Source organism: Nocardioides ginkgobilobae (assembly GCF_054781275.1).
The window spans coordinates 114,909-139,253 of record NZ_BAAGUS010000010.1; the positions used below are offsets into that span (position 1 = coordinate 114,909).

The window sequence follows — 24,345 nt, forward strand, 5'->3', positions numbered from 1 at the left end:
GACATCGACCGGGTCTCGACACGCGCGTCGCGTCCTCGCTAGTGCGCCGCCTCGTGCCAGGAGCGGCCGGTGCCGACCGAGACGTCCAGCGGCACGAGGAGGTCGGCGGCACCACCCATGTGCTGGCGCACCAGGGCCTCGAGCCGCTCGCCCTCGCCGGTGGCCACCTCGAGCACGAGCTCGTCGTGGACCTGCAGCAGCATGCGCGAGCGCAGGCCCTCGGCGGCGATGCCGTCCTGGAGGTCGAGCATGGCGACCTTGATCAGGTCGGCGGCCGAGCCCTGGATGGGGGCGTTGAGCGCCATCCGCTCCGCGATCTCGCGGCGCTGGCGGTTGTCGCTGGTCAGGTCGGGCAGGTAGCGGCGGCGCCCGCGCAGGGTCTCGGTGAACCCGGTGCGCCGCGCCTCGTCGACCACCCCGGCGAGGTAGTCGCGCACCCCGCCGAAGGTCTCGAAGTACTCGTCCATCAGCCCGCGCGCCTCGCCCGGCTCGATCCCGAGCTGCTGGCCCAGGCCGAACGCCGACAGGCCGTAGGCCAGGCCGTAGTTCATCGCCTTGATCTTGGCCCGCTGCTCCACCGAGACCTGGTCGGCCGGCACGTCGAAGACGCGCGCGGCCGTGATGGAGTGGAAGTCCTGGCCCGAGCGGAAGGCCTCGATCAGCAGGGCGTCCTCGGAGAGGTGGGCCATGATGCGCATCTCGATCTGGCTGTAGTCGGCCGTCATCAGCGACTCGTAGCCCTCGCCGACGACGAAGGCCTCGCGGATGCGCCGCCCCTCCTCGGTGCGGATCGGGATGTTCTGCAGGTTCGGGTCGGTGCTGGAGAGCCGGCCCGTGGCCGCGATCGTCTGGTTGAACGTCGTGTGGATCCGGCCGTCGGGCGCCACGGTCTTGAGCAGGCCCTCGATGGTCTGGCGCAGCCGGATGACGTCGCGGTGCCGCAGCAGGTGCAGCAGGAACGGGTGCTCGGTCTTGACGTAGAGCGCCTGCAGGGCGTCGGCGTCGGTGGTGTAGCCGGTCTTGGTGCGCTTGGTCTTCGGCATGTCCAGCTCGTCGAAGAGCACCACCTGCAGCTGCTTGGGCGAGCCGAGGTTGATCTCCTTGCCGATGACGGCGTACGCCTCCTCGGCCGCCTGGCGCACCTCGGTGGAGAAGTGCGCCTCCAACGACTCCAGGTGGTCGGTGTCGACCGCGATGCCGACCGTCTCCATCGTGGCGAGCAGGTGCACCAGCGGCAGCTCGACGCGGGCCATCAGCTCGGTGCCGCCGTGCTCCTCGACCGCGGTGTCGAGCGCCTCGGCCAGGTCGAGGACCGCGCGGGCGTTGAGCATCGCGGTCTCCGCGGCGCCGGAGGTCTCGTCGGAGTCGAGGGTGTCGAGGCTCAGCTGCCCGTCGTCGGCGACCCCCTGGCGCAGCTCGCGCTTGAGGTAACGCAGCGTGAGGTCGGCCAGGTCGTAGGAGCGCTGGTCGGGCCGCACGAGGTAGGCCGCCAGCGCGGTGTCGCTCTGCAGGCCCGCCAGCGGCCAGCCGCGTGCGGCCAGCGCGAGCATCGGGCCCTTCGCGTCGTGCAGGACCTTCGGTGCGGAGGCGTCGGCGAGCCACGCGGCGACGGCCGCGTCGTCGCCCACGGTGAGCTCGGCAGCGTCGAACCAGGCCGCCGACCCGTCGTCGGTGGCCAGGGCCAGCGACCAGACCTCGCCGGTCCCGGCGCGCCAGGTGCCCTGGACGCTCACACCGGTGCGGGCGCGGGCGTGCTCCGCCAGCCAGGGGGCGACCTCGTCGCCGCCCAGCCGGGTGCCGGCCAGCTCGAAGCCGGAGTCGTCGATCTCCTCCTCCGAGGTCAGGGTCTCGAAGAGCCGGTCGCGCAGCACCCGGAACTCCAGGCCGTCGAAGAGCTGGTGCACGGCCTGCCGGTCCCACGGCCGCAGGGCCAGGTCCCGCGGGTGCAGCTCGAGGTCGAGGTCGCGCACCAGGGCGTTGAGCCGGCGGTTGCGCATGACGTCGCCGAGGTGCTCGCGCAGCGCTTCGCCCTTCTTGCCGGTGATCTTGTCGGCGTTGTCGATCACGCCGTCCAGCCCGTCGTACGTCGTCAGCCACCGCGCCGCGAAGCCCTGGCCCACCCCGGGCACCCCGGGCAGGTTGTCGGAGGTCTCGCCCACGATGGCGGCCAGCTCGGGGTAGCGGTGCGGGGGGACGCCGTACTTCTCCTCCACCGCGGCCGGGGTCATCCGCGCCAGGTCGGAGACGCCGCGCATGGGGTAGAGCACCGTGGAGCGGTCGGTGACCAGCTGCAGGGAGTCGCGGTCGCCGGTGAGGATGAGGACGTCCATGTCCTCCTCCGCCAGCGCCTCGGTCACCAGCGTCGCGATGATGTCGTCGGCCTCGTAGCCGTCCTTCTTCAGGAACGGGATGTTGAGCGCGTCCAGGACCTCCTCGATGAGCGGCAGCTGGCTGGAGAACTCCGTGGGCGTCTTGTTCCGCTTCGCCTTGTACTCGGAGTACTCCTGCAGCCGGAAGGTCTGGCGGGAGACGTCGAAGGCGACCGCCACGTGGGTCGGCTGCTCGTCGCGCAGCACGTTGATGAGCATCGAGGTGAAGCCGTAGACGGCGTTGGTGTGCTGCCCCGTCGTGGTGGAGAAGTTCTCCACCGGCAGCGCGAAGAACGCGCGGTAGGCCAGCGAGTGGCCGTCGAGGAGCAGGAGCCGGGGGCGGGACGTCGTCTCGGGCACCGGTCCAACCTAGTCGCCACCTCCGACACCGCGAGACACCCTGGTCCCACCCTGACCGGGAGGCGCTCGGCGGCGGGGCTACGTTGTGCGCATGAGCGAGAGCATCGAGGAGTACCTCGCCTCCCTGCCCCACGGCATGGGTGGCCTGAACGAGAAGCTCGGTGTCGAGCTCGTGGAGGTCAGCCCGGAGCGGATCGTGGCCACGATGCCCGTGGAGGGCAACACCCAGCCCTACGGCCTGCTCCACGGCGGCGCCTCGATCGCGCTCGCCGAGTCGCTGGGCTCGATCGGCTCGGCCATCCACGCCCACCCCGACCGGGTCGCCGTCGGCGTCGACATCAACGCCACCCACCACCGCTCCGCGACCTCGGGCATCGTGACCGGGACCGCGACGCCGGCCCACCTCGGCCGCACGAGCGCCACCTGGGAGATCGTCGTGACCGACGAGCGGGGCAAGCGGCTGTGCACCAGCCGCATCACCTGCGCGCTCGTCCCCAAGGAGAAGGTCGGGATGTAGCCGGTCCGGCGGCTGCTCGCAGCGCCGGTCCTGCCGGTCGCCTAGTCCTGCTGCTCGGCCTGCTGGCGGCGCAGCGAGCGTCGGGCGGCCAGCAGCTGCACCCGCGCGCGGTCGCGGTGGCGCTCCATCGGCGGGCGCTGCGCCTCGACCTTGCTGCGCACCACGTGGGTGGGCGCCACGCGCAGCACCGCGTGCGGCCCGAGGCCCAAGCGGGCCATGAAGCGGTTGGCGTCGCGCGAGCCGGCCTGGGCCCCGGTCGCGACGTGGGCCACGCCCAGCTCCTCGGCGTACGCCACGGCGCCCTCGACGAGCATCCGGCCGACACCACGGCGACGGAACTCCGGCAGCACGTGCGGGGACACGGCCTGGACGACCGGCTCGAGGTTGAGCGGGGTGAGGGTCGTGACCCGGAGCAGGACGGCACCCGCAGGGACGCCGTCGACCTCCGCGACCAGGATCCGCTGCTCCGCGGAGTCCAGGGAGTCCTTGATGACCAGCTCCAGGTCGTTGACCTGCTCCTGCCGGTCGCCGCGCCGCAGGGCGTCGGCCCAGACCTCGGCGAGGAAGAGCGCGTCCTCGACCTCGGCGCCGCGCAGCTGCACCAGAGGACGACTCATGCAGCACCTGCCTTGCCGGGAGAGCGGGGGAAGCCGGGGGACCGCCCAAGATTACGCTCGGTCCCGGCCTGCGCGACACCGGGCCAGTCCGGTCTTTACCTCCAGGAGCAGATGTGGTCGTCGGAACCGGCACGTTGGTCAACGTGGTCACCGTGCTGCTGGGCTGCGGGATCGGGGTGCTGCTGGGCAACCGCCTGCCGGTGCGGACCCGGGACCTCGTCACCGACGGCCTCGGCCTGGTCACCCTCCTCATCGCCGCCACCTCGGCGATGGCCGTCCTCTCCCCCGACCTCTCCGGCGCGGTCGGGGACGCTGCGCCGATGCTCATCGTGCTGGGCGCGGTGCTCGTCGGTGGGATCACCGGTTCGCTGCTCGGCCTCGAGCAGGGGGTGGAGCGGCTGGGCGCCTGGGTCCAGCGTCGGCTCGTGGGCAGCGGGAGCTCCGCGGACCGCGCCCGGTTCGTCGAGGGCTTCGTCGTGGCCTCCCTGGTCTTCTGCACCGGCCCCCTCACCATCCTGGGCTCGCTCCAGGAGGGTCTCGGCGACGGCGCGGACCAGCTGCTGCTGAAGTCGGCGCTCGACGGCTTCGCCGCCATCGCCTTCGCGGCGGCCTTCGGCTGGGGCGTGGCCGCCAGCGTGATCACCGTGGTCACGGTCCAGGGCTCGCTGACCCTGCTCGGCGCGGTGCTCGGCGACGTGCTCCCTGCCGCACAGCTGGCCGCGGTGACCGCCACCGGCGGCGTCCTGCTGGTGGGGGTCGCCCTCCGACTGCTCCGGATCCGCGAGATCGCGGTCGCCGACCTCCTGCCCGCCCTGCTCGTCGCCCCGCTCTTGACCACCCTCGTCGTGGCCCTGCGCTGACCCCACTCGGGCGTGACGGCGCCCCACCTGGGGCGTTCGGGCCGGTCGCAGCCGAATTGTTACGTTTCGGGCACATCCGCGCCTCGCTCCTGCAACGCCCCCCGCAGGCACCCTCCGTTCACTAGTGTGCCCACAATGCCCGACCGGGGCAGGGAGAGATCAGTCAAGGATCCGGAGACACCACTATGCGGATGACCCACACGATGCGCCTCGCCGCGGTAGCCACCTCGGCCATGCTGGTGCTGGCCGCGTGCGGCAGCGAGGACAACAGCGACGCCGAGGACGGTGGCGAGGACACTCCCGCCGCGACCGGCGAGGTCAACCTGGACCTCAAGCTCGGCACCGCCCTGCCCCAGACCGGCAACCTGGCCTTCCTCGGCCCCCCGGAGGAGGCCGGCGTCGGGTACGCCGCGTCGCTGATCGAGGAGGCCGACACCGGTCTGAACCTCGAGATCATCTACGGCGACTCGGGCGACACCGACAACAAGGCCTACGAGTCCGAGATCCCGCGCCTGCTCGGCGAGGACGTCTCCGCGATCATCGGTGCCGCCTCGTCCGGCACCTCGCTGCAGTTCATCGACCAGGTCGTGGACGCGGGCGTCATCCAGTTCTCCCCCGCCAACACCTCCGACGCCTTCACCACCTACGAGGACGACGGGCTCTACTTCCGCACCGCGCCCTCCGACGTGCTGCAGGGCGACGTGCTGGGCAACGTGATCGCCGCCGACGGCGCGTCGACGCTGGGCATGATCGTGCTCAACGACTCCTACGGCACCGGCCTGGCCCGCTACGTCACCGAGGCCTTCGAGGGCGCCGGCGGCGAGGTCGTCGCGATGGAGACCTACAACACCGGCGACACCTCGTTCGACTCCCAGGTCAACGCGGTGCTCGCGGCCGACCCGGACGCGATCGCGCTGATCACCTTCGAGGAGGTCGCCACGATCCTGCCGAGCCTCTTCGGTGAGTTCCCGTCCGAGAACCTCTACTTCGTGGACGGCAACCTGTCGAACTTCGGCGACCAGTTCCCCAAGGGCTCGCTGACCGGTGCCAAGGGCACCCTGCCCGGCCTGTCGATCGACTCCCTCACCGACTTCACCGAGGACCTCGACGCCTACGCGCGTGAGTCGGGCCAGTTCCCGAAGGGCCTGGACGAGTTCAGCTACGCCGCGGAGTCCTTCGACGCCGTGAACCTGCTGGCGCTCGCCGCGCTCGAGGCCAACTCGACCGACCCGGCCGACATCGCCTCCAAGCTGCAGGAGGTCTCCGGTGGCACCGGCGAGGGCGAGAAGTGCGAGACCTTCGCCGACTGCGCCGAGATCATCCTGGGTGGCGGCACCGCCGACTACGACGGCATCTCCGGGCCCATCACCTTCGACGAGGTGGGCGACCCGCAGGACGCCACGATCGGCATCTACCAGTACGGCGAGGACAACACCTACAGCGCCTTCACCGGCTGACCTGGGTGTCACCCGCGTCGTCTGACGCACCGGCAACGGCCCGGGACCCGCGAGGGTCCCGGGCCGTTCGTCGTTTCCCCGGCCGCTCTCGTCGCCCCAGGACCACCCCCGGACGTGACGCGGCGCCGCACGTGTTGCGGGAGGAGACAGCAGACGGCCCGGGTCCCCATGGGACCCGGGCCGTCGTGGCTGCGGTGGTGGCGCTCCTGCCTAGGTGCCCAGGGTGCCGAGGTAGAGCTCGGTGACCTTGGGGTCGTCGAGCAGGTCGCGCCCGGACCCGGTGTGCGCGTCGCGCCCGAGGTCCAGCACGTAGCCGCGGTCGCAGATCTGCAGGCAGCGGCGCGCGTTCTGCTCGACCATGATGCAGGTGACCCCAGCCTTGTTGATGTCGGAGACGCGGATGAAGGCCTCGTCCTGGCGCACCGGCGAGAGGCCGGCCGAGGGCTCGTCGAGCAGCAGCACCTTGGGGTCCATCATCAGGGCCCGACCCATCGCGACCATCTGGCGCTCACCGCCCGACAGCGAGCCGGCTCGCTGCTTGAGCCGCTTCCCGAGCTCGGCGAAGATCCCGGTGACGAACTCCAGGCGCTCGGAGTAGACCTTGGGGTTCTGGTAGAGCCCCATCTGCAGGTTCTCCTCGATGGTCAGCGAGGGGAAGACGTTATTCGTCTGCGGGATGAAGCCCACGCCCTTGCTGACCAGCTTGTTGGCCTTCAGCCCGGTGATGTCCTGGCCCTCGAGGGAGATGGACCCCTCGCGGACCTGGACCATCCCGAAGATGGCCTTGAGCAGGGTCGACTTTCCTGCTCCGTTGGGACCGATGATGCCGATCAGCTCGCCGTCGTAGGCCGTGAGCGAGCACCCGTTGAGGATGTTGACCCCGGGCAGGTAGCCCGCGTGGACGTCGTCGACGACGACGACCGGCTTCCGGGTCTCCTGGACTGCCGCACTCACCGGTTCTCCTCCTGCTCGAGCTCCTCGAGGGCCTCCGCCTCGATCTGGTCGCGCACGTCATCGGCCTGCTGCGGCGAGGTGCCAGCGACCCGGCCGGTGACGACACCGAGGTCGACGTCCTGGTGCGCACCGAGGTAGGCGTCGATGACGGCGGGGTCGGCCATGACGGAGGACGGGTCGCCCTCGGCCACGATCTTGCCCTCGGCCATCACCACGACCCAGTCGGCGATGTGGCGGACCATGTGCATGTCGTGCTCCACGAAGAGCACGGTCATGCCCTGGTCCTTCAGACCCAGGATGTGGTCGAGCAGCGACTGCGTCAGCGCCGGGTTCACGCCCGCCATCGGCTCGTCGAGCATCACCAGCTTGGGCTCGGACATGAGGGCCCGGGCCATCTCCAGCAGCTTGCGCTGCCCACCGGAGAGGCTGGCGGCGTAGTCGGCAGCCTTGGTGTCGAGCTTGAACCGGGCCAGGAGCTCGTGGGCCCGCTGCTCGATCGAGTCGTCCTGGCCCCGCCAGATACTGGGCAGGAGGCTGGGGAAGAACCGCTCGCCGCGCTGCCCGGTCGCACCGAGCTTCATGTTCTCCAGCACCGTGAGCAGGCCCAGGGCCTTGGTGAGCTGGAAGGTGCGGACCAGGCCCATCCGGGCGACCTTGTAGGCGGGGACACCCGCCAGCGAGCGGCCCTCGAAGGACCACGTGCCGGCGTCGGGCGTGTCGAAACCCGTGAGCAGGTTGAAGAAGGTCGTCTTCCCGGCGCCGTTGGGCCCGATGAGGGCGGTGATGGCCCCCCTGGGGATCTCGACGTGCTCGACGTCGACGGCCGTCATGCCTCCGAAGGTGCGGCGCACGCCGTCGGCCACCAGGATCGGGTCGACCTTGGCACACCCCGGGGCGGCCTGGCCCTGGTGCAGGCCCGTGGACTTGGCGCGCGGCACCGCTGCGTCACTTGACAAAGGTCATCTCCTTCTTGTTGCCCATGATGCCCTGGGGCATGAAGACCACCAGGAGCATCAGGCCGACGCCCACGAGGATGAACCGGACCATGCCCGCCTGGTTGGCGGTCATGAACGGCAGCACCCCCGCGTCGACCAGGGCCGGCATGAGGTTGCTCAGGAAGTACTGCAGCACCCAGAAGAGCACGGAGCCGAGCACCGGGCCGAAGATCGTCGCGGCGCCACCGAGCAGGACGATGGTGTAGACGAAGAACGTGAGCGAGGTGACGTAGACGCCCGGGCTGGCGTTGGAGCCCAGGGTGTAGACGATGCCGCCCGCGGCGATGATCACCCCGCCCAGCACCAGCGCCTGCATCTTGTAGGCGAAGACGTTCTTGCCCAGGGCGCGCACGGCGTCCTCGTCCTCGCGGATGCCGCGCAGCACCCGGCCCCACGGGCTGCGCATGAGCGCCCAGACCAGGAGGACCGCGAGGACGAGCAGGACGATGCCGACGACCACCGGCCACAGCTCGGTCTCGTTGAACTGCCAGGGCCCGAACCCGTAGTCCCCCTCGGGGAACGGGTTGGCGTCGTTGAAGCTGCCGCCGTACCCGAAGAGGCCGTCCGCCGAGCCCGTCACGTCGTCGAAGGCGACGGTCAGCAGCAGCAGCCGCAGCACCTCGGCCGCGGCGATGGTGACGATCGCCAGGTAGTCACCGCGCAGCCGCAGGGTCGGGATGCCGAGGATCAGCGCGAAGACCACCGAGGCGAACAGCGCGGTGATCGCGGCCAGCCACCAGGGGAAGCCGAAGCTGAGGATCGAGATGGCGTAGCCGTAGGCACCGACCGCCATGAAGCCGGCGACGCCCATGTTGAGCAGGCCGGCCTGGCCGAAGTGCACACCGAGGCCGACTGCCGCCAAGGCGTAGGCGATGGTGGTCGTCGAGAGGATCGACGACGCGGATTGGTTGAGGATCTGGCTCCAGTCCATGTCGGGTTCCTATCCGATTCTCTCGCGACGGCCGAGGAGGCCCTGTGGCCGGACCAGCAGGATGATGATCAGGATCGCCAGGGCGGAGGCGAACCGCAGGTCGGCCGGGATGAACAGGCTCGACGTCTCGACGATGATGCCGATGATGAGTGCGCCGATCAGCGCGCCGAAGGCCGTGCCGAGGCCTCCGAGGGTGACGGCCGCGAACATCAGCAGCAGCACCTGGGTGCCCATGTCCCACTTGATGCCGGGCCGGTAGTAGGCGTAGAGGATGCCGGCGAGGCCGGCGAGGCCGGCGGCCACGACCCACACGACCCGGACGACGAAGTCCACGTCGATGCCGGACGCCGCGGCCAGGCCGGGGTTGTCGGAGATCGCCCGGGTCGCCTTGCCCAGCCGGGAGTAGAGGAGCCACAGGGCGAAGGCCACGATCACGGCGATCGCGATGCCCATGGAGATCAGGTCGACCTTGGTCATCCGGATCGGACCGACGATGTCGATGCGCTCGGGCGAGGAGCCGGGCAGCTGCTCGGTGCCACCCCCGATGAAGTACTGGAAGAGGTAGCGGATCGCCAGCGACAGCCCGATGCTCACGATCATCAGCTGCACGACACCGACGGAGCGGTGCCGCAGAGGTCGCCAGACCACCACGTCCATCAGCAGCCCGAAGAGGCCGCTGATGAGGATCGCCGCCGGCAGGGCGATCCACAGGGAGGCGCCGATGAACGCCGTGCCGCCGATCCAGAGCGCCATCACGGCACCGAAGGTGACCATCTCGCCGTGCGCGAAGTTGGAGATGCCGGTCGTGCCGTAGACCAGGGAGAGACCGACCGCGGCGAGACCGAGCATCAGGCCGAAGTTGATGCCCTGGACCAGGCGCTGGGCCAGCTGGGCCCCGAACGCGGTGGACTCGCGGTCGCCCTCACCGATGAAGAAGTTGACCGCCTTCGGTGCGAACGGCACGTTGGGCGTCACCTCCTTCGTCTCCGGGGAGTCGTCCTCGGGGTCGTCGAGCGTGACACCCTCGGGGAGCGTGTCGACGTCCAGCGTGACGGTGTACTCGGCAGCCTCCGGGACGCCGACGTTCCACCGGCCGTCAGGACCGGTCTCGACCACCTGGGCCCCACCGGGACCGTCGACGGTGATGGTCACGCCCTCGATCGCCTCGCCCTCGAACTGGACGTTGCCGGCGATCTTGTAGGGGTCGTCCTCGGCCGCCGACGCCTGCACCGGGCCCAGGAGCGCGAGCATGCCCAGGGCCAGCAGGAGCAGGGCGAGGGCGCGGTGCGCGGCAGGCCACCCCAGCCTGGTCGTTGATCTCATGGAGCTCTCGGTCCTCCGTGCCTCTGGACTGACTCTGCACTGCACACGTCGGGGCACCACCACATCGGTTCGGCGGGGGTCCACGTCCGGACCCGCACCGCGTGAGGTGGGCCACACGGGGGGGAAGGCTACACGTTCGGGTGACCACCCGTGACCGCGGCGGCACGCCGTCACCGTGCCGTTACTCAAGCGAGTCCCAAACGGGGCGATCAGGCACCGTCGGCGATGGCCGGGCCGTGGGAGATGACGCCCTCGGCCACCTGCTTCATCGACAGCCGCAGGTCCATGGCGGTCTTCTGGATCCACCGGAAGGCCTCGGGCTCGCTCAGCGAGAGCTGCTCCTGCAGCACACCCTTGGCCCGGTCGACGACCTTGCGCGTCTCCAGCTGCTCCCTGAGGTCGGCCACCTCCGCCTCGACGGCGCGCAGCTCGGCGAAGCGGCTCAACGCCATCTCGATCGCCGGCACCAGGTCGGACTGGGAGAAGGGCTTGACCAGGTAGGCCATGGCGCCCGCGTCCCGGGCCCGCTCCACGAGCTCGCGCTGGGAGAAGGCGGTCAGCACGATCACCGGCGCGATCCGCTGCCGGGCGATCGACTCGGCGGCGGAGATCCCGTCGAGCACGGGCATCTTGACGTCGAGGATCACCAGGTCCGGGCGCAGCTCCTCGGCCAGCTCGATGGCACGGGCCCCGTCCCCGGCCTGCCCGACGACGTCGTACCCCTCCTCCGCCAGCATCTCGGCGAGGTCCATCCTGATGAGGACCTCGTCCTCGGCGATGACCACGGTGCGGGGGGTCGTGCCGGCTGCCTGCGCTGCGGGGTCGCTCACGACCGAAAGGGTAGGGCACGCGCCCGCACACGTAGGTCCCTCGGGTAGCGTCCACCCTCGCCCGGCCCCGGTATCCCAACGGCAGAGGAAGCGGTCTCAAACACCGTCCAGTGTGGGTTCGAATCCCACCCGGGGCACCGACCACGCAGCGAGGTGCGTGCGCCGCGTGCTCAGTGGCGGCGGTAGGCGGGGGCGACCTCGTTGATCGCGTCGCCCATCTTGTGGATGCGCAGGGCGTTGGTCGAGCCCGGGATGCCCGGGGGCGCCCCGGCGATGATGACCACGAGGTCCCCCTCCTGCACACGGCCGATCCTGAGCAGCTGGTCGTCGACCTGGCGCACCATCTCGTCGGTGTGCTCGACCTCGGCGGTCTTGAAGGTCTCCACCCCCCACGACAAGGACAGCTGGGAGCGCACCTGGTCCTCGGGGGTGAAGGCCAGCACGGGGATCGAGCCGCGCAGCCGGGACATGCGACGGGCGGAGTCCCCGGACTGGGTGAAGGCGACGACGTACTTGGCGTGCACCCGCTCGGCGACCTCGGCGGCGGCCTTGGCGATGACGCCGGACTTGGTGTGGGGGTCCCAGTCGATCTCGGCGAGCCCGCCGTCCACCGCGCTCTCCAGGGCGTGCAGCTCGGTGGCGGCGATGATCCGCGCCATCGTCTCGACGGTGTGGACGGGGTACTCCCCCACGCTGGTCTCCCCCGAGAGCATCACCGCGTCGGCGCCGTCGAGCACGGCGTTGGCGACGTCGGAGGTCTCGGCCCGGGTGGGCTGCGGGTTGCCGATCATCGACTCGAGCATCTGGGTGGCCACGATCACCGGCTTGGCGTTGAGGCGCGCCTTGCGGATGACCTGCTTCTGCAGGAACGGGACCTCCTCCAGCGGGCACTCCACGCCGAGGTCGCCGCGCGCGACCATGAAGCCGTCGAAGGCGGCGATCACCTCGTCGAGGTTCTCGATCGCCTGCGGCTTCTCGATCTTGGCGATGACCGGGACCATGACGCCGACCTCGCGCATGATCCGGCGCACGTCCTCGGCGTCCTGCGCGTCTCGCACGAACGACAGCGCCACGAAATCCACGCTGAGCGACAGCGCGAAGCGCAGGTCGGCCTCGTCCTTCTCCGAGAGCGCGGGCACCGAGACCGCGACGCCGGGCAGGTTGATGCCCTTGTTGTTGCTGACCCGGCCGCCGACCAGGACCTCGCAGCGCACGTCGGTGCCGTCGACGACCTCCAGGACCCGCAGGCGGATCTTGCCGTCGTCGATGAGGATCGGGTCCCCGGTCGCCACGTCGCCGGGCAGCCCCTTGTACGTCGTGCCGCAGACCCGGTCGTCGCCCTCGACGTCGCGGGTGGTGATGGTCCACTCCTGACCGCGACGCAGCTGCGCGGCACCCTCGGCGAACCGCTCGAGGCGGATCTTGGGGCCCTGGAGGTCGGCGAAGATGCCGACCCCGTGCCCGCTCGCGTCGGCGGCCTCGCGGACCAGCCGGTAGGCCTCGGCGTGGTCCTCGTGGCTGCCGTGGCTCATGTTGAGGCGGGCGACGTCCATCCCGGCGTACACGAGCTCACGGATCCTCCGCGGGGAGGAGGTGGCCGGGCCGAGGGTGCAGACGATCTTGGCTCTACGCACGCACCCACCCTAGCGACTCCTTGGATCGATCTAAGGTGTTCGTCGCCCGGGAACGGCAAAGACCGGCGACCTCGCGGTCGCCGGTCCCTGCCGGTGCACGTGCTGCCCCTGCGGGCCGCGCCGTCAGACCATCAGCGGACGGTCGGTCGGCTTGACCGGGGCCGGCAGCGCGGTCTCCCCGGTGAGGAAGGCGTCGACGTACGACGCCGCCGCGCGGCCCTCGGCGATGGCCCAGACGATGAGCGACTGGCCGCGGCCGGCGTCACCGGCCACGAAGACACCCGGGCGCGAGGACTGGTAGTCCGAGCCGCGCCGGACGTTGCCGCGCTCGTCGAGCTCGACACCGAGCTGCTCCACGAGGCCCGGCTTCTCCGGTCCCAGGAAGCCCATCGCGAAGAGCACCAGCTGTGCCGGGATCTCGCGCTCTGTGCCCTCGACCTCCGTGAGCTTCCCGTCGACGAACTCGACCTCGGCCAGCACCAGGGCGCGGACGTTGCCGTCCTCGTCGCCGAGGAACTTCTTGGTCGAGACGGCGTAGACCCGCTCCCCGCCCTCCTCGTGGGCCGAGGAGACCCGGTAGGTCATGGGGTACGTCGGCCACGGCTGGCTCTCGGGCCGGCTCTCCGGCGGGTGCGGCATGATCTCGAGCTGCGTGATCGAGCGCGCACCCTGGCGGATCGAGGTGCCGAGGCAGTCCGCGCCGGTGTCACCGCCACCGATGATGACGACGTCCTTGCCGGTGGCCATGATCTGGCCCTCGACGGACTCCCCGAGCGCCGAGCGGTTGGCCTGCGGGAGGAACTCCATCGCCTGGTGGATGCCGCCCAGCTCGCGCCCCTCGACCGGCAGGTCGCGGGGCTCGGTGGCGCCCATCGCCAGCACGACGGCGTCGTACCGATCCACGAGCTTGTCGCCGGTGAGCTCACCGCCGACGTCGACCCCGGCCCGGAAGACGGTGCCCTCGCGGCGCATCTGGTCCAGGCGCCGGTCGAGGTGCTTCTTCTCCATCTTGAACTCGGGGATGCCGTAGCGCAGCAGGCCACCGATCTTGTCGGCCCGCTCGTAGACCGCGACGGTGTGGCCGGCCCGGGTCAGCTGCTGGGCAGCGGCCAGCCCGGCGGGGCCGGAGCCGACGACGGCGACCGTCTTGCCCGACAGCCACTCCGGGGGCTGGGGCCGGACGAACCCGGACTCCCAGGCCTTGTCGATGATCGAGACCTCGACGTTCTTGATCGTCACCGGGTCCTGGTTGATGCCCAGGACGCAGGCGGTCTCGCACGGGGCCGGGCAGAGGCGACCGGTGAACTCCGGGAAGTTGTTGGTCGCGTGCAGGCGCTCGATCGCGCCCTCCCAGTCGTCGCGCCAGACCAGGTCGTTCCACTCCGGGATGATGTTGCCCAGCGGGCACCCCTGGTGGCAGAAGGGGATGCCGCAGTCCATGCACCGCCCCGCCTGCGGGGTGATGATCGGCAGCAGGGCACGGCCGATCCCGTCGGGGTAGACCTCGTCCCAGTCCTTGACGCGCTCCTCGACGGGGCGGCGGGTCGCGACCTTGCGACCCTCCTTCAGGAATCCCTTGGGGTCAGCCATGCTGTGCCGCCTCCTTCATGTCCTCGCTCCGCTCAGCCATGGAGGGCCTCCATCATCGCGTGTGCGGTCTCGTTCTCGTCCAGGCCGTCGGCCTCGGCCTTCGCCTTGGCCTCCAGCACGATCCGGAAGTCCCGGGGCATGACCTCGGTGAACCGGGTCAGCGAGGTCTCCCAGTCCTCGAGCAGCTCCGCGGCGACCTCGGAACCGGTCTCCTCGGCGTGCGCGCGGACCATCGACTCCAGCTCGCGGGCGGCCTCGCCGACGACCGGGCCGAGCTCGACGAGCTCCTTGTTGACCCGGAAGTCCTTGAGGTCCAGCACCCAGGCGATGCCGCCGGACATGCCGGCCGCGAAGTTGCGCCCGGTCCGGCCGAGCACCGCCAGGCGGCCGCCGGTCATGTACTCCGCGGCGTGGTCGCCCACGCCCTCGGTCACGACCCAGGCACCGGAGTTGCGCACGCAGCAGCGCTCGCCGACCCCGCCGCGGATGAAGATGTCACCCGAGGTGGCGCCGTAGGCGATCGTGTTGCCGGCGATGATCTGCTCGTCGGCGCGGAAGGTCGCCGCCCGGTCGGGACGCACCACGATCCGGCCGCCGGAGAGGCCCTTGCCGACGTAGTCGTTGGCGTCGCCCTCGAGGCGCAGCGTGATGCCGCGCGGCACGAAGGCACCGAAGGACTGGCCGGCCGACCCCGTGAAGGTCAGGTCGATCGTGCCGTCCGGCAGTCCCTCGCCGCGGTACCGCTTGGTCACCTCGTGGCCCAGGATCGTGCCGACGGTGCGGTGGACGTTGCGGATGGCCAGCTGCGCCCGGACCGGCTCGCCCTTCTCCAGGGCCGGCTGGCACAGCGGCACCAGCTCGGTCATGTCGAGGGAGGCCTCGAGGGCGTGGTCCTGCTCCTTGGTGCAGCGCAGGTCCTGGTCGGGGAAGGCCGAGGTGTCCGGCAGGTGCAGGATCGGGCTGAGGTCCAGCCCGTGCGCCTTCCAGTGGTCCACGGCCGGCTGGACGTCGAGCGCCTCCACGTGGCCGATGGCCTCGTCGAGGGTGCGGAAGCCCAGCTCGGCGAGGTACTCGCGAACCTCCTCGGCGACGTACTCGAAGAAGTTCACGACGTACTCGGCCTTGCCGGAGAAGCGCTCGCGCAGGACCGGGTTCTGCGTCGCGACGCCCACCGGGCAGGTGTCGAGGTGGCAGACCCGCATCATGATGCAGCCCGAGACCACCAGCGGGGCGGTCGCGAAGCCGTACTCCTCGGCGCCCAGCAGGGCGGCCACGACGACGTCGCGACCGGTCTTGAGCTGGCCGTCGGCCTGCACGACGATCCGGTCGCGCAGCCCGTTGAGCAGCAGGGTCTGCTGGGTCTCGGCGAGACCGAGCTCCCAGGGACCACCGGCGTGCTTGAGCGAGGTCAGCGGCGAGGCGCCGGTGCCGCCGTCGTGGCCGGAGATGAGCACCACGTCCGCGTGCGCCTTGGAGACACCCGTGGCCACCGTGCCGACGCCGACCTCGGAGACCAGCTTCACGTGGACGCGGGCGCTCGGGTTGGCGTTCTTGAGGTCGTGGATCAGCTGCGCCAGGTCCTCGATCGAGTAGATGTCGTGGTGCGGCGGCGGGCTGATCAGGCCCACGCCCGGCGTGGAGTGCCGGGTCTTGGCCACCCACGGGTAGACCTTGTGGCCAGGCAGCTGGCCGCCCTCGCCGGGCTTGGCGCCCTGGGCCATCTTGATCTGGATGTCGTCGGAGTTGGTGAGGTACTCCGACGTCACGCCGAACCGGCCGCTCGCGACCTGCTTGATCGAGCTGCGCCGCTCGGGGTCGTAGAGCCGCTCGGGGTCCTCGCCGCCCTCACCGGTGTTGGACTTGCCGCCCAGCCGGTTCATCGCGATCGCGAGGGTCTCGTGGGCCTCGGAGCTGATCGAGCCGTAGGACATCGCACCGGTGGAGAAGCGCTTGACGATCTCCGAGACCGGCTCGACCTCCTCGATCGGAACCGGCTGGCGGCCCAACGAGGCGGCGTCCTTGAAGGCGAAGAGCCCGCGCAGGGTCATCAGCCGCTCGGACTGCTGGTCGACGCGCGAGGTGTACTGCTTGAACACGTCGTACCGGCCGGCACGCGTGGCGTGCTGGAGGCGGAAGACGGTCTCCGGGTCGAAGAGGTGCGGCTCGCCCTCGCGGCGCCACTGGTACTCGCCGCCGACCTCGAGCTCGCGGTGCGCCGGGCTGATCCCGCCGCGGGGGTACGCCGTGCGGTGCCGCAGCGCGACCTCCTGGGCGATCACGTCGAGCTCGATGCCGCCCAGCTTGGAGGTGGTGCCGGTGAAGTACTTGTCCACCACGGCCTGCGAGAGGCCGACGGCTTCGAAGATCTGCGCACCGGTGTAGGAGGCGACCGTGGAGACGCCCATCTTGGACATCACCTTGAGCACGCCCTTGCCGAGCGCCTTGACCAGGTTCTCGACCGCGACCTCGGGCTCGGCCTTGACGTAGAAGCCCTCGCGCGCGAGGTCCTCCACCGACTCCATGGCGAGGTAGGGGTTGACCGCTGCGGCGCCGTACCCGACGAGCAGGGCGACGTGGTGCACCTCGCGGACGTCACCGGCCTCGACGAGCAGGCCGACCTGGGTGCGGGTCTTCTCCCGGACCAGGTGGTGGTGCACCGCGCCGGTGAGCAGCAGCGACGGGATCGGTGCGAGCTCGGCGGTGGAGTGGCGGTCCGACAGCACGATGATGCGCGCGCCGTCGGCGATCGCGGCGCTGACCTCGGCGCAGATCTCCTCGATCCGCGCGGCCATCGCCGCTCCCCCGCCCTCGACCTCGTAGAGGCCGCGCGAGACGTGGGTGATGAAGCCCGGCATGTCGCCGTCGCGGTTGATGTGGCGGATCTTGGCCAGGTCGTCGTTGGAGATGACCGGGAACGGCAGGACCACCTGGCGGCACGAGGCCGGGGTCGGGTCCAGCAGGTTGGCCTCGGGACCGATGGTGCCGTTGAGCGAGGTGACGAGCTCCTCGCGGATCGCGTCCAGCGGCGGGTTGGTCACCTGGGCGAACAGCTGCGCGAAGTAGTCGAAGAGCAGCCGCGGCTTCTCCGACAGGGCGGCGATCGGGGTGTCGGTGCCCATCGAGCCGATCGGCTCGGCGCCGGTGTTGGCCATCGGCGTGAGCAGGACCCGCAGCTCCTCCTCGGTGTAGCCGAAGACCTGCTGGCGGCGGGTGACCGAGGCATGCGTGTGGACCACGTGCTCGCGGTCGGGGATGTCGTCGAGGTGCACCAGGCCGGCGTGCAGCCACTCGTCGTAGGGGTGCTCGGCGGCGAGGGAGCTCTTGATCTCCTCGTCCTCGACGATGCGGTGCTCCTCGGTGTCGACCAGGAACATCCGGCCCGGCTGCAGGCGGCCCTTGCGGACGACCGTGGCCGGGTCGAGGTCGAGCACGCCGACCTCGGAGGCCAGGACGACCAGGCCGTCCTCGGTGACCCAGTAGCGCGAGGGGCGCAGGCCGTTGCGGTCGAGCACGGCGCCGATCTGGTCGCCGTCGGTGAAGACGACGCACGCCGGACCGTCCCACGGCTCCATGAGGCTGGCGTGGAACTCGTAGAACGCGCGGCGCTTCTCGTCCATCTCGGCGTGGTTCTCCCACGCCTCCGGGATCATCATCAGCACCGAGTGCGGCAGCGAGCGCCCACCCATGTGCAGCAGCTCGAGGACCTCGTCGAAGGACGCGGAGTCCGAGGCGCCCGGGGTGCAGATCGGGTAGAGCCGCTCAAGGTCGCCCGGGATCAGGTCGGACTCCAGGAGCGCCTCACGGGCGCGCATCCAGTTGCGGTTGCCCATGACGGTGTTGATCTCGCCGTTGTGCGCGATGAACCGGAACGGGTGGCTCAGCGGCCAGCTCGGGAAGGTGTTGGTGGAGAAGCGCGAGTGCACCACCGCGAGGGCCGAGGCGACGCGCTCGTCGACCAGGTCCGGGAAGAACTTGTCGAGCTGGTCGGTGGTGAGCATGCCCTTGTAGGCGATCGTGCGCGAGGACAGCGAGGGGAAGTAGACCTCGGTCTCGCGCTCGGCGCGCTTGCGCAGGCAGAAGGCCATCCGCTCCAGCTGCATGCCGGTGACGCGCTGCGTCGCCCCGGCGACGAAGAGCTGGCGGAAGGTCGGCATCACACCGAGGGCGGTGGCGCCCAGGACCGAGGGGTCGGTCGGGACGTCGCGCCACCCGAGGACGGCCAGGCCCTCCTCGGCGGCGATCTCCTCGATGCGCGCCACCTGCGAGGCGACCTGGGCCTCGTCGCCGGGCAGGAAGGCCGTGCCGACGGCGTACGCGTGCTGGGCGGGGAGGTCGATGCCGGCCTCGGCGGCCACGTCGCGCAGGAACGCGTCGGGGACCTGCATCAGGATGCCGGCGCCGTCGCCGGAGTTGGGCTCGGCGCCCGCGGCACCGCGGTGCTCGAGGTTGCGCAGGGCCGTGAGTGCCTTGGCCACGATGTCGTGGCTGGCGACGCCGGTCAGGGTCGCGACGAAGGCCACACCGCACGCGTCGTGCTCGTGGCGGGGGTCGTAGAGCCCTTGGGGCGGCGGGAATGCGTGCTGGTAGGGCACCGGGCGTTCTCCCGTCGTCGTCTCGCCGGGGCGGGTGCCGACCGGCGTCGTGGTGGTGGAGCCCGCGTGTGCGGCCTCCGGGTGCAGGGGACGACGTTGGCCCACGTGCGGAGATCTCAGGTTACCAGGGGGTTACGCCGCCTCAGTCGCGGACGGACCCGCCGCCAGATGGTGGGACGGGGTCCTGGGCGGTCTCGGCGGCCAGCGCGGCCAGGCGCTCGTCGGTGAGCACCTGCTCCTCGCGCTCGGGGTGGCGCCGCCGGGACCAGACGAGGTAGGCCGTGGCGAGCACGAACAGCACGATCGAGGTCCACACGTTGAACCGCAGCCCACCGACGTCGGTCAGCTGCACGTCGTCGATGCGCAGCATCTCGATCCAGCCGCGCCCGGCGGTGTAGAGCATGACGTAGAGCGCGGCGACCTGGCCGTGGCCCAGGCGCAGGCGTCGGTCGAGCAGGACCAGCACCGCGAAGGCGGCCAGGCTCCACATGCACTCGTAGAGGAACGTCGGGTGGAAGGTGGTGCCCAGCTCGAAGGTCTGGTCGGCCGGCCAGTTGCGCGGGTCGATCTCCAGGCCCCAGGGCAGGTCGGTGGGGCGGCCGTAGAGCTCCTGGTTGAACCAGTTGCCCCACCGGCCGATCGCCTGGCCCACCAGCACCGCGGGAGCGAGGGCGTCCAGCAGCGGACGCACCCGGACCCCCTGGCGGCGGGCCGCGACGACGATGCCGAGCACGCCGAAGGCGATCCCGCCCCAGATGCCGAGGCCACCGCGCCAGATGTAGAGCGCCTCCCACGGGTTGCCGCCCTCGCCGAAGTAGCGGCCGGCGTCGGTGGCCACGTGGTAGAGCCGCGCACCCACGAGGCCGAAGGGCACCGCGACGATCGCGAGGTCCTGGATGTCGCCGGCCACGCCGCCGCGCGCCACCCAGCGGCGCTCGGCGATCCAGATCGTCGCGACGATGCCGAGGATGATCGAGAGGGCGTAGCCCCGGATGGGGAGCGGCCCGAGGTACCACGTGCCCTCGGACGGGCTGGGGATCGACAGGACGCCGAGCTGGAGCAGCAGGTCGGGCATCACGAGTCGCTCCTCAGCAGCAGGGAGATGTCGGAGGCGAGGTCGGCCGACGAGACGTCCTGGCGCCAGAACGCCGGGGCCCTGCCCTCGCCGTCCACGGCGACCACCTGGGAGCCGTGGCTGCCCAGGTCGAAGCCGCCCGAGGCCAGCTCCTCGGCGTCGGCCACGAAGATGCCCACGCTCTCGGCCAACCCCTTGATGGCGTCGAGGTCGCCGGTGAGCCCGACGGCGGTCGGGTCGTAGCCGTCGAGGTAGCGACGCAGCCGCTCCTCGTCGTCGCGCGCGGGATCGGTCGTCACGAAGACCAGCTGGACCTGCTCGCGCTCGTCCGGCTCGAGCCTGGTCAGCGCCGTCGCGATGGACGACATCACCAGGGGGCAGACGTCGGGGCAGTTGGTGTAGCCGAAGAAGACCAGGCTCAGCCGGGCGCCCGGCTCGGCCAGGCTCAGCTCCCCGCCCTCGGTGGTGGCGAGCGGCACGTCGGCCAGCTCGAAGGGCGGGTCGACCGGCGCCGCGGTCAGCGTGCCGGCAGGCTGCTCGTCGCCCCCGCAGGCGCTCAGCGCGGCGGCCAGGAGCACGCCCAGGCCACCGGCCAGCACCGCGCGCCGGCCGGGCCCGACGGACCGCTCAGGCACGGCGTCGTACGCCGGCGGCGAGGTCCTCGGTGAGCGCGCGCAGCGCCGCGAGACCGGCAGCGCGGTCGTCCGGGTGGTCGAGCAGCGTGCGCACGAACGCGGAGCCGACGATGACGGCGTCGGCGTACGACGCCACCTCGGCGGCCTGGTCGCCGCTGCTCACGCCGAGCCCGACGCCCACGGGCAGCTCGTGCGCGGAGGCAGCACGCTTGGTGCGCTCGACGAGCGGCCCGGCGAGGTCGCTGGTGCTGGCGCGGGCCCCGGTCACGCCCATGACCGCGGTGGCGTAGACGAAGCCGCGCGAGGCCGCGACGGTCGACTCGATCCGGGCGTCCGTGGACGACGGTGCGACGAGGAAGATCTTGTCGAGGTCGCGCTCGTCGGCGGCCTCGATCCACTCGGGGGCGTAGTCCGGCGTGAGGTCGGGGGTGATGAGGCCTGCTCCCCCGGCGTCGGCCAGGGCCTGGGCGAACCGGTCCACGCCGTACCGCTCGACGGGGTTCCAGTAGGTCATCACCACGGTGGGGGTGCCGGTGGCGGCGACGGCCTCGACGGTGCGGAAGACGTCGCCGATCCGGAAGCCGCTCTCCAGCGCCTGCTGGGCCGCGGCCTGGATGGTGGGACCGTCCATGACGGGGTCGGTGTAGGGGACGCCGACCTCGATGACGTCGCAACCGGCCTCGACCATCGTGAGCAGGGCGTCGATGCCGCCCTCGACGTCGGGGAAGCCTGCGGGGAGGTATCCCACGAGGACCGCACGGCCCTCCGAGCGCGCCTTCTCGAAGGCCTCGGCGACGCTCACGCCTGGACCCCCTGCGCGGCCGCGCCCTGGGGCTGCGGCTGCCGGCCGTCGGCCTCGCCGAGCCCGAAGTACTCGATGGCGGTGCCCATGTCCTTGTCGCCGCGGCCCGAGAGGTTGAGCAGGATCGTGGCGTCCTGGCCCTTCTCGGCGGCGAGCCGCTCGGCCACGCGCAGGCCGCCGGCGATCGCGTGGGCCGACTCGATGGCCGGGATGATCCCCTCGGTGCGCGCCAGCAGGGCGAAGGCCTCCATCGCCTCGGCGTCGGTCACGGGGACGTAGGTCGCCCGGCCGCTGTGGGCCAGCTGGGCGTGCTGGGGTCCGACACCGGGGTAGTCCAGGCCCGCGGAGATCGAGTGGGACTCCTTGGTCTGGCCGTCCTCGTCCTGCAGGACGTAGGTGCGGGCGCCGTGGAGCACCCCGCTCTCGCCGGCGTGGATGGTCGCGGCGTGCCGGGGCGTGTCGACGCCGTCGCCCGCGGCCTCGAAGCCGTAGACCTCCACCTCGGGGTCGTCGAGGAAGGCGGTGAACAGGCCGATGGCGTTGGAGCCGCCGCCGACGCAGGCACCGATCGCGTCCGGGAGCACGCCGAACTGCTCCAGGCACTGGGCACGCGCCTCGTCGCCGGTGCCGCGCACGAAGTCACGCACCATGCTCGGGAACGGGTGCGGGCCGGCGGCGGTGCCGAAGAGGTAGGCGGTGTGGTCGACGCTGGAGACCCAGTCGCGCAGGGCCTCGTTGATGGCGTCCTTGAGCGTGGCGCTGCCGGACTCCACCGGCACGACCGTGGCGCCGAGCAGCTGCATGCGGGCCACGTTGAGCGCCTGGCGGCGGGTGTCGACGGCGCCCATGTAGACGGTGCAGTCGAGCCCGAAGTACGCCGCCGCGGTGGCGCTGGCCACGCCGTGCTGGCCCGCGCCGGTCTCGGCGATGACGCGCTTCTTGCCCATCCGCTTGGTCAGCAGCGCCTGCCCGATGACGTTGCGGATCTTGTGGGCACCGGTGTGGTTGAGGTCCTCGCGCTTGAGCAGCACCCGGCAGCCGACCATGTCGCTGAGGCGGCGGGCGTGGAAGAGCGGGCTGGGAAGACCGGCGTACTCACGCAGTACCTGGTCGAACTCCCCCACGAAGGTCGGGTCGGCCATCGCGTCCTGCCAGGCCTCGGTGAGCTCGTCGAGCGCCGCGACGAGGGCCTCGGGCATGAAGCGGCCGCCGAAGAGGCCGGGCTCGCCGAACCAGCCGTGCTCGTCGGCGTCGAAGCGGCCGCGCTCGACGGTGGTCACGGCTCCCGCCGGGCTGGTGGTGAGGTCGGTCATGCTCCTGCTCCTGTCATGACTCCGGTCATGGCGGCGACGGCGGCGCGCGGGTCGCCGTCCTTCACGAGGGCCTCGCCCACGAGGACCGCGCGGGCGCCCTCGGAGACGAAGCGGGCGACGTCGTCGCGACCGAAGATGCCGGACTCGGCCACCTTCACCCGGTCGTCGGGGATGCCGGGGGCGAGCCGACCGAAGGTGTCGGGGTCGATCGCGAGGGTCTTGAGGTTGCGGGCGTTGACGCCGACCAGCTCGGCACCCAGGGCCACCGCGCGCTCGGTCTCGGCCTCGTCGTGGACCTCGACGAGCACGGTCAGCCCCAGCTCGCCGGCGGTGTCGTGCAGCCGGCGCAGCGTGTCGTCGTCGAGCGCGGCGACGATGAGCAGCGCCAGGTCGGCGCCGGCAGCACGGGCCTCGACCAGCTGGTACTCGGTGACGATGAAGTCCTTGCGCAGCAGGGGGACGTCGACGGCGGCGCGGACCGCTCGGAGGTCCGCCAGATTGCCGCCGAAGCGCCGCTGCTCGGTAAGCACGCTGATCGCGGCGGCCCCGCCGGCGGCGTACTCCTTCGCCAGGACGGTGGGGTCGGGGATGTCGGCGAGCGCCCCCTTGGAGGGGCTACGTCGCTTGACCTCGGCGATGACGCTCGAGCCCGGCGCCCGCAGGGCGGGCATCGGGTCCCGCGGCGGGTCGACGTCGGCGAGCGAGGCGCGCAGGTCGGCCAGCGGCAGGGCCGCCTCGCGCTCGGCGAGGTCGAGGCGCACGCCGGCCACGATGTCGTCGAGGACCGACATGGCTGCTCCGTCCGGGCTCCGGGGAAAGGGACTCCTCCGAGTCTGTCACGGGCGGCGTAGCGGGCCCCGATCCGGGTACGGTCACGCCACGGACCGCACCTGCGGTCCTCGACGCGAAGGAACCCGATGAGCTACAACGAGCCTCCCCCGCCGCCGCCCCCGGGCTACGGCGCACCCCAGCCTCCCTACGGCGCGCAGCCGGCGGGCACGTCGCAGAAGGCGATCTGGTCGCTGGTGACCGGCATCCTCGGCCTGCTGTGCTGCAGCCCGCTCGGCATCGTCGCGATCCTGCTCAGCCGGTCGGCGCAGGACGAGATCAGCACCACGGGCAAGGGCGGCGCCGGTCTGGCCAAGGCGGGCTTCGTCCTGGGCATCATCGCCCTGGTCTTCATGGTGATCACGATCATCCTGGTCGCCACCGGCAACTTCGACTTCACGTTCGAGACCAGCTGAGCCTCGATCCACCGATGGTCGCCGTCGCGAGCGGCACCAGGCGGGTGCGCTGGCAAGGCGGAGCGCCGAAGGCGGGCCCCCAGGCCCGTCGAGGCGTGACAACGCCGCCAGGGCGCCCGCATGGTGTCGCGCAGCAGGCGAGAATCGGTGGATTCTCAATGACTTTGTCAAGCCGATTGGGCCAGCTGTTTCCGGACTGGCGGGGTGGGCTCGAAGGGTCGGTTGTCGCGTAGGAGGGCCCATAGGA

At 71.2% G+C, this 24,345-nt stretch carries 19 protein-coding genes and 1 tRNA gene; 5 read left to right on the forward strand and 15 right to left on the reverse strand.

The features are described 5' to 3' along the window. Positions 1-38: 38 nt before the first annotated feature. Complete coding sequence (gene polA, locus ACYVID_RS11295) at positions 39-2,729, reverse strand: DNA polymerase I (protein WP_460737040.1); 2,691 nt, start codon at positions 2,727-2,729, stop codon at positions 39-41. A gap of 91 nt (positions 2,730-2,820) precedes the next feature. Here polA and ACYVID_RS11300 point away from each other — a divergent pair, with 91 nt between their 5' ends. Next, on the forward strand, positions 2,821-3,246 hold the full coding sequence (locus ACYVID_RS11300) for a PaaI family thioesterase (protein ID WP_300642133.1): 426 nt from the start codon (positions 2,821-2,823) through the stop codon (positions 3,244-3,246). A 41-nt stretch (positions 3,247-3,287) separates the two neighbouring features. On the opposite strand, the gene ACYVID_RS11305 is transcribed toward ACYVID_RS11300, so the two are convergent. Further along, the gene (locus tag ACYVID_RS11305) at positions 3,288-3,863 is read right to left on the reverse strand and encodes a GNAT family N-acetyltransferase (RefSeq protein ID WP_460737042.1); all 576 of its coding nucleotides are present in this window, start codon (positions 3,861-3,863) and stop codon (positions 3,288-3,290) included. A 113-nt stretch (positions 3,864-3,976) separates the two neighbouring features. On the opposite strand from ACYVID_RS11305, the gene ACYVID_RS11310 reads away from it, so the two are divergent. Then, the gene (locus tag ACYVID_RS11310; RefSeq protein WP_460737044.1) at positions 3,977-4,723 is read left to right on the forward strand and encodes a DUF554 domain-containing protein; all 747 of its coding nucleotides are present in this window, start codon (positions 3,977-3,979) and stop codon (positions 4,721-4,723) included. 191 nt (positions 4,724-4,914) lie between these two features. Beyond that, complete coding sequence (locus ACYVID_RS11315) at positions 4,915-6,180, forward strand: ABC transporter substrate-binding protein (protein ID WP_460737046.1); 1,266 nt, start codon at positions 4,915-4,917, stop codon at positions 6,178-6,180. A 210-nt stretch (positions 6,181-6,390) separates the two neighbouring features. Here ACYVID_RS11315 and ACYVID_RS11320 read toward each other — a convergent pair whose 3' ends face one another. The 5 genes from ACYVID_RS11320 to ACYVID_RS11340 all read right to left on the reverse strand — a co-directional run bounded on the left by ACYVID_RS11320 (position 6,391) and on the right by ACYVID_RS11340 (position 11,213). Further along, the gene (locus ACYVID_RS11320) at positions 6,391-7,134 is read right to left on the reverse strand and encodes an ABC transporter ATP-binding protein (protein WP_460737048.1); all 744 of its coding nucleotides are present in this window, start codon (positions 7,132-7,134) and stop codon (positions 6,391-6,393) included. Continuing rightward, positions 7,131-8,090: an ABC transporter ATP-binding protein gene (locus tag ACYVID_RS11325; protein ID WP_460737050.1), complete on the reverse strand. Its 960-nt coding sequence runs from the start codon at positions 8,088-8,090 to the stop codon at positions 7,131-7,133. Before ACYVID_RS11325 ends, ACYVID_RS11320 begins: the two co-directional genes overlap by 4 nt. Continuing rightward, positions 8,080-9,060 carry a branched-chain amino acid ABC transporter permease gene (locus tag ACYVID_RS11330; RefSeq protein WP_460737052.1) on the reverse strand — a complete coding sequence of 327 codons (981 nt, stop codon included), beginning with the start codon at positions 9,058-9,060 and terminating at the stop codon, positions 8,080-8,082. The genes ACYVID_RS11325 and ACYVID_RS11330 overlap by 11 nt, the downstream gene beginning before the upstream one ends. A 9-nt stretch (positions 9,061-9,069) precedes the next feature. After that, a complete protein-coding gene (locus ACYVID_RS11335; protein ID WP_460737054.1) occupies positions 9,070-10,383 on the reverse strand; it encodes a branched-chain amino acid ABC transporter permease in 1,314 nt (437 codons plus the stop codon). A 209-nt stretch (positions 10,384-10,592) separates the two neighbouring features. Next, on the reverse strand, positions 10,593-11,213 hold the full coding sequence (locus tag ACYVID_RS11340; protein ID WP_460737057.1) for an ANTAR domain-containing response regulator: 621 nt from the start codon (positions 11,211-11,213) through the stop codon (positions 10,593-10,595). 64 nt (positions 11,214-11,277) lie between these two features. Between ACYVID_RS11340 and ACYVID_RS11345 the strand changes: the two genes are divergently transcribed. After that, a tRNA-Leu gene (locus tag ACYVID_RS11345) sits at positions 11,278-11,350 on the forward strand. A 33-nt stretch (positions 11,351-11,383) separates the two neighbouring features. On the opposite strand, the gene pyk is transcribed toward ACYVID_RS11345, so the two are convergent. The 8 genes from pyk to trpC all read right to left on the reverse strand — a co-directional run bounded on the left by pyk (position 11,384) and on the right by trpC (position 23,645). Beyond that, positions 11,384-12,847, reverse strand: a complete 1,464-nt coding sequence (pyk, locus tag ACYVID_RS11350) for a pyruvate kinase (RefSeq protein ID WP_460737059.1) — start codon at positions 12,845-12,847, stop codon at positions 11,384-11,386. Positions 12,848-12,970: 123 nt separating this feature from the next. Beyond that, entirely contained in the window at positions 12,971-14,437 is a 1,467-nt protein-coding gene (locus ACYVID_RS11355) for a glutamate synthase subunit beta (protein WP_460737061.1), read from the reverse strand. Between the two features lie 32 nt (positions 14,438-14,469). Further along, positions 14,470-19,029, reverse strand: coding sequence for a glutamate synthase large subunit (gene gltB, locus ACYVID_RS11360; RefSeq protein ID WP_460737063.1), 4,560 nt, complete (start codon positions 19,027-19,029; stop codon positions 14,470-14,472). Positions 19,030-19,171: 142 nt separating this feature from the next. Next, a complete protein-coding gene (gene lgt, locus ACYVID_RS11365) occupies positions 19,172-20,104 on the reverse strand; it encodes a prolipoprotein diacylglyceryl transferase (RefSeq protein WP_460737065.1) in 933 nt (310 codons plus the stop codon). Continuing rightward, positions 20,104-20,739: an SCO family protein gene (locus ACYVID_RS11370; protein WP_460737067.1), complete on the reverse strand. Its 636-nt coding sequence runs from the start codon at positions 20,737-20,739 to the stop codon at positions 20,104-20,106. Before ACYVID_RS11370 ends, lgt begins: the two co-directional genes overlap by 1 nt. After that, on the reverse strand, positions 20,732-21,541 hold the full coding sequence (gene trpA, locus ACYVID_RS11375) for a tryptophan synthase subunit alpha (RefSeq protein ID WP_460737069.1): 810 nt from the start codon (positions 21,539-21,541) through the stop codon (positions 20,732-20,734). The genes ACYVID_RS11370 and trpA overlap by 8 nt, the downstream gene beginning before the upstream one ends. Next, positions 21,538-22,854, reverse strand: a complete 1,317-nt coding sequence (gene trpB, locus ACYVID_RS11380) for a tryptophan synthase subunit beta (protein WP_460737071.1) — start codon at positions 22,852-22,854, stop codon at positions 21,538-21,540. The genes trpA and trpB overlap by 4 nt, the downstream gene beginning before the upstream one ends. After that, entirely contained in the window at positions 22,851-23,645 is a 795-nt protein-coding gene (gene trpC / locus ACYVID_RS11385; protein ID WP_460737073.1) for an indole-3-glycerol phosphate synthase TrpC, read from the reverse strand. The genes trpB and trpC overlap by 4 nt, the downstream gene beginning before the upstream one ends. A gap of 126 nt (positions 23,646-23,771) precedes the next feature. Between trpC and ACYVID_RS11390 the strand changes: the two genes are divergently transcribed. Then, a complete protein-coding gene (locus tag ACYVID_RS11390) occupies positions 23,772-24,098 on the forward strand; it encodes a DUF4190 domain-containing protein (protein WP_460737075.1) in 327 nt (108 codons plus the stop codon). Positions 24,099-24,345 lie beyond the last annotated feature (247 nt).

Coding starts and splice junctions, on each gene's coding strand:
- ACYVID_RS11300 (WP_300642133.1), top strand. CDS start 2,821: ATGAGCGAGAGCATCGAGGAGTACCTCGCCTCCCTGCCCCACGGCATG.
- ACYVID_RS11305 (WP_460737042.1), bottom strand. CDS start 3,863: ATGAGTCGTCCTCTGGTGCAGCTGCGCGGCGCCGAGGTCGAGGACGCG.
- ACYVID_RS11315 (WP_460737046.1), top strand. CDS start 4,915: ATGACCCACACGATGCGCCTCGCCGCGGTAGCCACCTCGGCCATGCTG.
- ACYVID_RS11330 (WP_460737052.1), bottom strand. CDS start 9,060: ATGGACTGGAGCCAGATCCTCAACCAATCCGCGTCGTCGATCCTCTCG.
- ACYVID_RS11335 (WP_460737054.1), bottom strand. CDS start 10,383: ATGAGATCAACGACCAGGCTGGGGTGGCCTGCCGCGCACCGCGCCCTC.
- ACYVID_RS11355 (WP_460737061.1), bottom strand. CDS start 14,437: ATGGCTGACCCCAAGGGATTCCTGAAGGAGGGTCGCAAGGTCGCGACC.
- lgt (WP_460737065.1), bottom strand. CDS start 20,104: ATGCCCGACCTGCTGCTCCAGCTCGGCGTCCTGTCGATCCCCAGCCCG.
- trpB (WP_460737071.1), bottom strand. CDS start 22,854: ATGACCGACCTCACCACCAGCCCGGCGGGAGCCGTGACCACCGTCGAG.
- trpC (WP_460737073.1), bottom strand. CDS start 23,645: ATGTCGGTCCTCGACGACATCGTGGCCGGCGTGCGCCTCGACCTCGCC.
- ACYVID_RS11390 (WP_460737075.1), top strand. CDS start 23,772: ATGAGCTACAACGAGCCTCCCCCGCCGCCGCCCCCGGGCTACGGCGCA.